At 66.0% G+C, this 8794-nt stretch carries 5 protein-coding genes and 5 pseudogenes; 4 read left to right on the top strand and 6 right to left on the bottom strand.

Going from position 1 to position 8794, the window contains the following annotated elements:
- Positions 1-375: pseudogene (locus EET13_RS30215) on the top strand (PE family protein); the annotation flags it as partial.
- Here EET13_RS30215 and EET13_RS06110 read toward each other — a convergent pair.
- Positions 376-1464 (bottom strand): adenosine deaminase, encoded by a 1089-nt coding sequence (locus EET13_RS06110; RefSeq protein ID WP_122441436.1) that lies wholly within the window; start codon positions 1462-1464, stop codon positions 376-378. It lies immediately after the preceding pseudogene.
- Positions 1461-2747: a thymidine phosphorylase gene (locus EET13_RS06105; RefSeq protein WP_122441435.1), complete on the bottom strand. Its 1287-nt coding sequence runs from the start codon at positions 2745-2747 to the stop codon at positions 1461-1463. The genes EET13_RS06110 and EET13_RS06105 overlap by 4 nt, the downstream gene beginning before the upstream one ends.
- 489 nt (positions 2748-3236) lie before the next feature.
- Here EET13_RS06105 and EET13_RS06100 point away from each other — a divergent pair, with 489 nt between their 5' ends.
- A complete protein-coding gene (locus EET13_RS06100; protein WP_122441443.1) occupies positions 3237-4478 on the top strand; it encodes an HNH endonuclease signature motif containing protein in 1242 nt (413 codons plus the stop codon).
- A 175-nt stretch (positions 4479-4653) separates the two neighbouring features.
- On the opposite strand, the pseudogene EET13_RS06095 reads toward EET13_RS06100, so the two are convergent.
- From EET13_RS06095 to EET13_RS06075, 4 pseudogenes are all read right to left on the bottom strand, one after another.
- Positions 4654-5223 (bottom strand): annotated as a pseudogene (locus EET13_RS06095) (GH12 family glycosyl hydrolase domain-containing protein); the annotation flags it as partial.
- 246 nt (positions 5224-5469) lie between these two features.
- Positions 5470-5760 (bottom strand): annotated as a pseudogene (locus EET13_RS32545) (cellulose binding domain-containing protein); the annotation flags it as partial.
- 246 nt (positions 5761-6006) lie between these two features.
- Positions 6007-7041, bottom strand: a pseudogene (locus EET13_RS32235) (PE domain-containing protein); the annotation flags it as partial.
- A 254-nt stretch (positions 7042-7295) separates the two neighbouring features.
- Positions 7296-7673 (bottom strand): annotated as a pseudogene (locus EET13_RS06075) (cytidine deaminase); the annotation flags it as partial.
- Between the two features lie 324 nt (positions 7674-7997).
- Here EET13_RS06075 and sdhC point away from each other — a divergent pair.
- Both sdhC and EET13_RS06065 read left to right on the top strand, forming a co-directional pair.
- The gene (gene sdhC / locus EET13_RS06070; protein ID WP_236969088.1) at positions 7998-8336 is read left to right on the top strand and encodes a succinate dehydrogenase, cytochrome b556 subunit; all 339 of its coding nucleotides are present in this window, start codon (positions 7998-8000) and stop codon (positions 8334-8336) included.
- On the top strand, positions 8333-8785 hold the full coding sequence (locus EET13_RS06065; protein WP_122441433.1) for a succinate dehydrogenase hydrophobic membrane anchor subunit: 453 nt from the start codon (positions 8333-8335) through the stop codon (positions 8783-8785). The genes sdhC and EET13_RS06065 overlap by 4 nt, the downstream gene beginning before the upstream one ends.
- Positions 8786-8794 lie beyond the last annotated feature (9 nt).

Genomic DNA, 8794 nt, shown 5'->3' with positions numbered 1-8794 from the left:
GGTGGCGGCGGTCAGGGCGGTGGTGGCGGCGCGGGCGGCCACGGCGGCGGCGCAACGTGCAACTCCCCAGCCGGCTCGGTGTACGGAGGCCAGGGCGGTCTAGGCGGCGGCGGCGGGGCCGGCGGTGACGGTGGTCAGGGTGGTGCCGCCGGTGCTGGCGGCGTAGCGGGATCCGGAGGCCTGCTGACCGGCGGGCAGGGTGTCAGCGGCGCCGCGGGCACCGGCGCGGGCGGCGGTGCCGCCGGAGGATTCGGCCTCGGCGGGCCAGGCGGTAAAGGGGGCACACCCACATCGGTCGGCGGACCGGCCGTCACCGGCACTGGGGGCGCCATCGGCACAAACGGCGCCCCCGGCAGCAACGGCACCTCCGGGTAACTACCCGATCAGCACCGCGAACCGCGGCTTGATCACCTCGTCGATGATCTCCAGCCGCTCGTCGAACGGGATGAACGCCGACTTCATCGCATTGATGGTGAACCGTTCCAGGTCGCTCCAGCTGTAGCCGAACGCTTCCACCAGCCGGTGCATCTCCAGGCTCATCGACGTGTCGCTCATCAGCCGGTTGTCCGTGTTGACGGTGACCCGGAAGCGGGTGCGCGCCAACAGGTCGAACGGGTGCTCGGCGATGCTGGCCACGGCGCCGGTCTGCACGTTGGAACTGGGGCACAGCTCCAGCGGAATCCGCTTGTCCCGCAGGATCGATGCCAACCTGCCCAGCCGGACATCCCCGTCGGGGCTGACGTCGATGTCGTCGACGATCCGCACCCCGTGGCCCAGCCGGTCGGCGCCGCAGAACGCGATCGCCTCGTGGATAGACGGCAATCCGAACGCCTCGCCGGCGTGAATCGTGAAGCGCGCGTTGTTGTCTCGCATGTACTCGAAAGCATCCAGATGCCGCGTTGGCGGGTGGCCGGCCTCGGCGCCGGCGATGTCGAAGCCCACAACCCCCTTGCCCCGGAACCGGATCGCCAGCTCGGCGATCTCCCGGGACACTGCGGCATGCCGCATCGCGGTGACCAGGCAGCGCACCTTGATGGTCCGGCCGGCGCCGGCACACGCCTTCTCGCCTTCGGCGAACCCGGCAAGCACCGCGTCGACGACCTCGTCGAACGACAGCCCGCGATCGATGTGCAGTTCGGGCGCAAAGCGCACCTCGGCATAGACCACCGAATCGGCAGCCAGGTCTTCCACACATTCGAAGGCGACCCGATACAACGCCTCCGGTGTCTGCATCACGGCCACGGTGTGCGAGAACGGCTCGAGGTAACGCTCCAGCGAGCCGCTGTGCGACCGGGTGCGAAACCACGTTGCCAACGTGTCGATATCGGTGGCGGGCAGCCCGTCGTAGCCGATCTGGCCGGCGATGTCCAGCACGGTTTGCGGACGCAGCCCGCCGTCGAGGTGGTCGTGCAGCAGGGCTTTCGGTGCCTGCCGGATCAGCTGAAGAGTCAGCGCAGCGGTCATCGGGTGATCCGATCGATAATCAGGGGCCGCACGGCCGGCCCGGTCTCCCCGACGCTCCAGCCACCGTCGAGCACGGCCAGCGCTGGCCCGAAGCGTTCGGGAGCCTCGGTGTACAGCGTGAACAGCGGTTCACCGGCAACCACCGGCTCCCCGGGACGACGATGAATCCGCACCCCCGCCCCGTGCTGTACCCGTGCGCCCGGCCGGGATCTGCCCGCACCGAGCCGCCATGCCGCCAAACCCACCGCCATCGCGTCGATGTCGCCCATTGTGCCGCTCCGGCCGGCCGAGACGGTTTCCGAACACCCACCGATAGGCAACGGTTTCGACAAATCGCCGCCCTGCGCGGCGATCAGCCGACGAAACCGGTCCATCGCACTACCGTCACGCAGCGTCTGTGCCGGGTCGCGGCCGTCGATGCCGGCGAGTTGCAGCATCTCGCCGGCCAGCCGCACGGTCAACTCCACCACGTCGGGCGGTCCGCCGCCGGCCAGTATCTCCAGGGCCTCGGCCACTTCGAGCGAGTTGCCGACGGTGCACCCAAGCGGCGAGTTCATGTCCGTCAGCACCGCGCGCGTGGGAACGTCATGGGCTGTGCCCAGCTCGACCATGGTGTGGGCCAGTTTGCGGGACTCCGCCTCGGATTTCAGGAAGGCTCCAGCGCCGACCTTCACGTCGAGCACCAGCGCGCGCGTGCCCTCGGCCAGTTTCTTGCTCATGATGGAGCTGGCGATCAGCGGCAGTGATTCGACGGTGCCGGTGATGTCGCGCAGCGCATAGAGCTTGGCATCGGCCGGCGCCAGCTCGCCGGCGGCGAAGATCGCGGCGCCGACCTGCCGAAGCTGTTCGCGCAACCGCTGACTGGACAGCTTCGCGGTGAACCCGGCGATGGATTCCAGCTTGTCCAGGGTCCCGCCGGTGTGGCCGAGTCCACGACCCGCCGCTTGCGGCACCGCGCCGCCGCAAGCGACAACGACGGGAACCAACGGCAGGGTGATCTTGTCACCCACCCCACCGGTGGAGTGCTTGTCGACGGTCGGCAACGACAGATCGGTGAAATCCATCCGGGTGCCCGAGGCCAGCATCGCCGACGTCCAGCTGGCGGTCTCGCCGGAGTCCATGCCGCGCCAGAAAATCGCCATCAGCAACGCCGACATTTGTTCCGGGGCGACTTGCCCATCGGTGTAGGCCTTGATCACCCAGTTGATCGCGGCATCAGATAACCGACCACCGTCGCGCTTGGTCCGGATTACCGTCGGCGCATCGAATTCGAAGTCCGTCAAGAGGATTCCTCGGCGCGCGGCGCGCCCAACCGGACGGCAGATACGCTTCGGTCGCTTCGTCGTTTGTCTTGTCTCGCAGCAGCTTCCAACAGCTCATCGTCGAGCACGCGATAGAGGGTACCTCGCGCGACGTGCACCTGACTTGCAGCCGTTCTCGTCGAATGCCCCGCTTCCGCCAATCGACACGGCGGGTGACGACCTTCGCGGCGGGCAGCCGCGATGGCCCGGTCGGGGTATGCCGTTGGGCACCGTCATAGAACGCCGTTGACGAGGACGGAGAAGGAATTGAACCCGCGGCGACGCTGCCACTCCAGGGCTCCAAGCCGGCTTGGATGCTGGTCAGGTACCACGAGTAGGTGACCGGCTCCGGGGGTTCTTGTGTTGACTCGCGAATCGGGATTGGCAGTGGTCGCGGCGGGTTGAGTTGTTGCGTTGCGTGCGGAGATCGGGCGGGCCGGTGTTGTCGGTGGTGGCTGCGATGATGAGGTCATGTCGTCGAGTGCGCCCGCGGATGCTGTGGTGGCCGGTCCTGGCGGGCGTCTTGAGGTGTTGTTCGAGGAGTTGGCGGAGTTGGCCGGTCAGCGCAATGCGATTGATGGGCGCATTGTGGAGATCGCCGCCGAAATGGATCGCGGCGGGCTGTGTGGTGCTACGGGTGCGCGGTCGGTGGCGGCATTGCTGGCCTGGAAGCTCGGCTCGTCTTCGACAAACGCCCACACGATCACCACCGTGGCGCGCCGGTTCGAGGAGTTTCCACGGTGTGTCCAGGGCATGCGGGAGGGCCGGCTGTCGCTGGATCAAATCGGCGTCATCGCCGCGCGGGCTGGTGCGGGATCTGATGAGCATTACGTGCAGCTGGCGCGCGTCGCCACCGTCAACCAACTGCGCACCGCGGTCAAGCTCGAACCGCGACCCGAACCCGATCCTCGGCCGCACCCGCAGCCCTCGATCACCAAGACCACCAACGAGCAGGGCAGCTGTTGGCGGATCAGACTTGCCCATGACGACGCAGCGAAATTCGACGCCGCGCTGGCGTCTTATCGTGATGCCCTGATTGCCGAGTGGAAACACGATCACGACAGGGCCGCATCGGAAAGCACGCCGCCGTTGCCGACCACCGTCGAGGCGTTCATGCGGCTGGTCGACACCGGCTGGGACGCCGAGGTGGCCCGCCGGCCCCACGGGCAACACACCACGGTGGTGGTGCACGTCGATGTCAAGGACCGCATCGCGGCGCTGCATCTGGGTCCGCTGCTATCCGACGCCGAGCGCCGCTACCTCAGCTGTGATGCCACCGCTGAAGTCTGGTTCGAACGCGACGGTCAGCTCATCGGCGCCGGGCGGGCGACCCGCGTGATCAACCGCCGGCTGCGCCGCGCTCTCGAGCACCGCGACCAAACCTGCGCAGTACCCGGTTGCGGCGCCACCCGTGGCCTGCACGCACACCACCTTCGCCATTGGGAAGACGGTGGCGCCACCGAGCTGGACAACCTGGTACTGCTCTGCCCCTATCACCACCGCAGCCACCACCGCGGCATCATCACCATCACCGCACCCGCAGCCAATCCCACCATCACCGATACCTGCGGCCGGCAACTCAGCGCAGGGTCGCTGGCACGCCCACCAACCCAAGCCCCGCCCACCGTCCCGCCGTACCCCGGGCCCATCGGCGAACGCGCCGATTGGTGGTGGTACGACCCCTTCCAACCCCAACCACCACCAAAGAACTGAGTCGGTTTCCGGCCCGGTCATTGCAAGCACCGGATTGAACCCAAACGCTCTGGGGTACAAAGAAACTCCTTCGCACCATCCCGGCCATCAACACCCGCGATCACAGCGCGTGCTAATCCGAGTCAAGTCTGCCGAAACGCTGGCCAGCTGGCCTGGCACTTCCCCTCAGTCGGGGTTAAACGCCGTTGACGAGGGCGGAGAAGGAATCGACCCCCGCGCCGACGCTGCCGCTCCAGGGCTCGAAGCCGGCTTGAATGCTGGTGAGGTACCACGAATCGGTGACCGGCTCCAGGGTTTGGGTGTTGTCGATGAACCCCATCACATCGAAGTTGTTCCAGGAGTTGATCGGCGTGGTCGCGACGTAGGACACCACGTTGTTTTGGCCGTTACTGCCTTTCCACACCTGGAAGCTCTGGCCGTCAATGGTGGCGTTGCCCACCACCGAGCCGACCGGCTGGATGGGTCCGGTGTGGTTGAACCAGATCATCACTTCCTGCTGGTTGACGCCGGTGGTGATCGGCGTGGGGTTCAGCCAGATGTCATAGGAGGCGTCATAGATACCGCTGGAGGGGTAGGTGTAGTTGACGCTGCTGGTGGCGGTCTGGATCTGACTCAACTGAATCGGCAGGTTGGTGCCGGGTGAACCGGTGCCGTAGTGCCAGCCGTCGTATATCGACGGGTATCCCAGCGGGGCGCCGTTGGTGGGAGCCGAGCCGTTTTCGGTGGCGATGGTAAACCCGGTGGGGGTTACGTTGATCGACTGCCCGCCGGGGTTGTTCCATGCGTTGTTTTGAACGACGTAGGCGTTCTGGATCGTCGTCGTTCCGTACTGGGATGTGATCAGGGTGCTGCCACCGGTGCCGGTGCCGCCGGTGCTCGTGCCGCCGGTGCCGGTCCCGCCGGTGCTCGTGCCCCCGGTGCCGGTCCCGCCGGTGCCGGTCCCGCCGGTGCTCGTGCCCCCCGTGCCGGTCCCGCCGGTGCTCGTGCCGCCGGTGACAGGTTGCCCGTTCACCAGCAGATTCGTCGGCGGCGAGTAGGTGCCGGTCTGCGCGGCCTGGAAGCCGACAGTGACCGAGCTGCCGGGGGCGATAGTGGCGTCATAGCTCTGTGGGGTCACGGTGTAGTGCGTGCCCGAGTGGGCGACCTGTCCATTCCACAAATTCGTGATGGATTCGTTTGAGGGCAAGTCGAATTGGAGCTGCCAGTCGGTCACGGGGCTGGTGCCCGTATTGGTGATCGTGTAGTTGGCGACGAACCCGTTGTTCCATTGCGACGACGGGGCGTATGTCGCCGTGATCCCGGTACCGCCGGTGCTGCCCGTGCCGGTCCCGGTTCCCGTACCGCCGCTCCCCGTGCCCGTACCGCCGGTCCCCGTGCCCGTAGCGCCGGCCCCCGTGCCACCGGTGCTCGTACCTGTGCCACCGGTGCTGGTACCCGTGCCACCGGTGCTCGTACCCGTGCCGGTGCCGCCGGTGCTCGTACCCGTGCCGGTGCCGCCGGTGTCACCGCCGACGGGTTGTCCGTTGACCAGCAAATGTGTTGGCGGCGAGTAGGCGCCATTCTGCGCGGCCTGGAAACCAACGGTGACCGACTTGCCGGGTTCGATCGTGCCGTTGTAGCTCGCCGGGGTGACGGTGTAGTGCGAACCGGATTGCGACACCTGACCGTTCCACAGGTTGGTGATGGATTCGTTTGTCGGCAGGTCGAATTGGAGCTGCCAGTTCGTCAATGGAGTCGTACCCGTATTGGTGATCGTGTAATTCGCGGTGAAGCCGCTATTCCACTGCGCCGTCGGAGTGTAGGTCGCCGTCACACCGGTTCCTCCGGTGCTGCCAGTGAGCGCCGGTGTGGTGGATGCGGCCGCAGTAGCCGCACTCGCCAGGGCGGTGGTGCCGCTACCGGCGCTCGTCGAGCTCGCGGTATTCGGGTTGACCGCCGCGGCGGTGGTGCCGGTGCCGCCGGTGGTGCCAACCGGTGCTGTCGTCGCAGCCGCGCTCGCCGTGGCCGTGGCGCCACTGGCCGTGCTCGTCGTGGCGGCCGAGCTCGAACCGAGCGCCGCGGCACCAGCGGTACCGGTGCCGGCCGGCGCAACGCTCCCGTCGTGACCGCTGACCGCAGCCGTCGCGTCGCCAGCTCCCGATCCGGAGCTGCCGCTGCTTGGTACGGCAGACCCGCCATGCCCGCCGGTGCTGCCGTTTGTCACAGACTGACGGCCGTTTACGCCGGTAGGCGCACCGACCAGACCGAGCAACCCCTGCAGGAAGTTGCGCAACGGTGCAATGTTGGCCGCCTCGGTGGTCAGATACGAATTCGCACTGACGGCCAAGGCATTGACGAACTGCTCATGAAAAGCCGCTGCCTGACTACTCAATACTTGATATTCCCGGGCATGCGAGCTGAACAGCCCCGCGACGGCCGCCGATACTTCATCGGCGCCGGCCGCCAGCAGCCCTGTGGTAGGGCCCGCCACCGCAGCATTAGCGGCGGTCACGGTCGACCCAATGCCGGTGATATCCGCCGCCGCCGCCGCCAGCGCCTCCGGAACGGCAGTTACATATGACATATTCATTCGATCACAACCTTATTACGATCCAATCACTGCCCTATCACGGGTGACCCTAATAAGGGTGATCACGGTTTGATCACGATCTCATCACTGCTTTATTAATTTGCCATAGGATCTTTAAACTGCCGATGCGTCAAATTTCGCACTGGTCACAATGTTTCGCGATCGGGCTCATCGTTTCCGGGCCGCTTCGGCCCGCGTTGCCGTGCCACCGGATCAGCTGCCAGATCAGCCACCGGATCAGCTGCCAGATCAGCACGGAAAGGCTCCGGCAATAGGTCGCCGAGCCGCCTGGGCCCGCCGGGGTGGTCGATCAACAGCTCGGGGCCGCCGTGTTCGAGCAACAACTGACGACAGCGCCCGCACGGCATCAATGCCGACCCGGCGCCGTCCACACATGCCAACGCGACCAGCCGGCCGCCCCCGGTGGCATGCAAGGCGCACACCACTCCACATTCGGCACACAAGCCGAGGCCGTAGGAGACATTCTCCACATTGCAGCCGGTGACGACGCGGCCGTCGTCAACCAGCGCTGCCGCACCGACCGGGAATCGCGAATACGGCGCATACGCTCCGGAAGCTGCATGAATTGCCTTGTCGCGCAGCATATCCCAATCCTTATCAGGCATCTGCGACCCCGCTCGACGATGGGCTGACCTCGGTAAGCCACCTTAACCCGAACGGTACGAGCAACGTCGGCAACGACGGGCCGCGCGACACACGATCGCGATCGGACTGTCGGTACCGCCCGCGGACCTGGTCACGTTAAGCTCGATTGCCCGGCTAGAGCTGTTGGTGACGGTTTTGAAGGCGGTGAGGACGGTCTGAGTACAAAGGCGACAACCGCGGATCCGGCATTGCCTAAGAAGACGCCCAACAAGGTGCCCAACCCAACGTCTGGATCATCACGCAGACGGCGCCCGCCGCGGACCCTGTACCGGGGCGATCCCGGCATGTGGTCGTGGGTGCTGCATCGCATCACCGGCGCGACGATCTTCTTCTTTCTCTTCGTCCATGTCCTGGACACCGCGCTGGTACGGGTAAGCCCCCAGGCGTACAACTCGGTGATCGGCACGTATAAGACGCCGGTTGTCGGCCTGATGGAGTTCGGGCTGGTGGTCGCGGTGTCCTACCACGCTCTCAACGGGATCCGGATCATCCTGATCGATTTCTGGTCGCAGGGGCCGCGCTATCAGCGGCTGATGCTGGCAATCGTCGGCGTCATGTGGCTGCTGATCCTGGTGCCCGCGGCGGTGGTGCTGGGTATCCACATGATGGATCACTTCCGATGAGCGCACCCGGACGTCAACACGCACCCGTGCTGCAGCGCAGCTTCGACCGCCCCGCCAGCCTGGACAATCCGCGTTCGCCGCGGCGCCGCGCCGGTATGCCCAACTTCGAAAAATTTGCCTGGCTGTTCATGCGCTTCTCCGGGGTCGTGCTGGTGTTCTTGGCCCTGGGTCACCTGTTCATCGGGCTGATGTGGGACAACGGGGTGTATCGCATCGACTTCAATTACGTGGCGCAGCGTTGGAACTCTCCGTTCTGGCAGACCTGGGATCTGCTGTTGTTGTGGCTGGCGCAGTTGCACGGCGGCAACGGCCTGCGCGTCATCATCGACGACTACACCCGCAAGGATTCCACCCGGTTCTGGCTCAATTCGCTGCTGGCGGTGTCGATGACGTTCACCTTGGTGCTGGGCACCTACGTGCTGCTGACCTTCGACGCGAACATCTCCTGAAAGGCGCAC

The organism is Mycobacterium attenuatum (assembly GCF_900566085.1).
In the GTDB taxonomy this organism is placed as follows: domain Bacteria; phylum Actinomycetota; class Actinomycetes; order Mycobacteriales; family Mycobacteriaceae; genus Mycobacterium; species Mycobacterium attenuatum.
The sequence above is the reverse complement of the archived record's forward strand: the minus strand, read 5'-3'. Positions and strand labels throughout refer to the sequence as shown.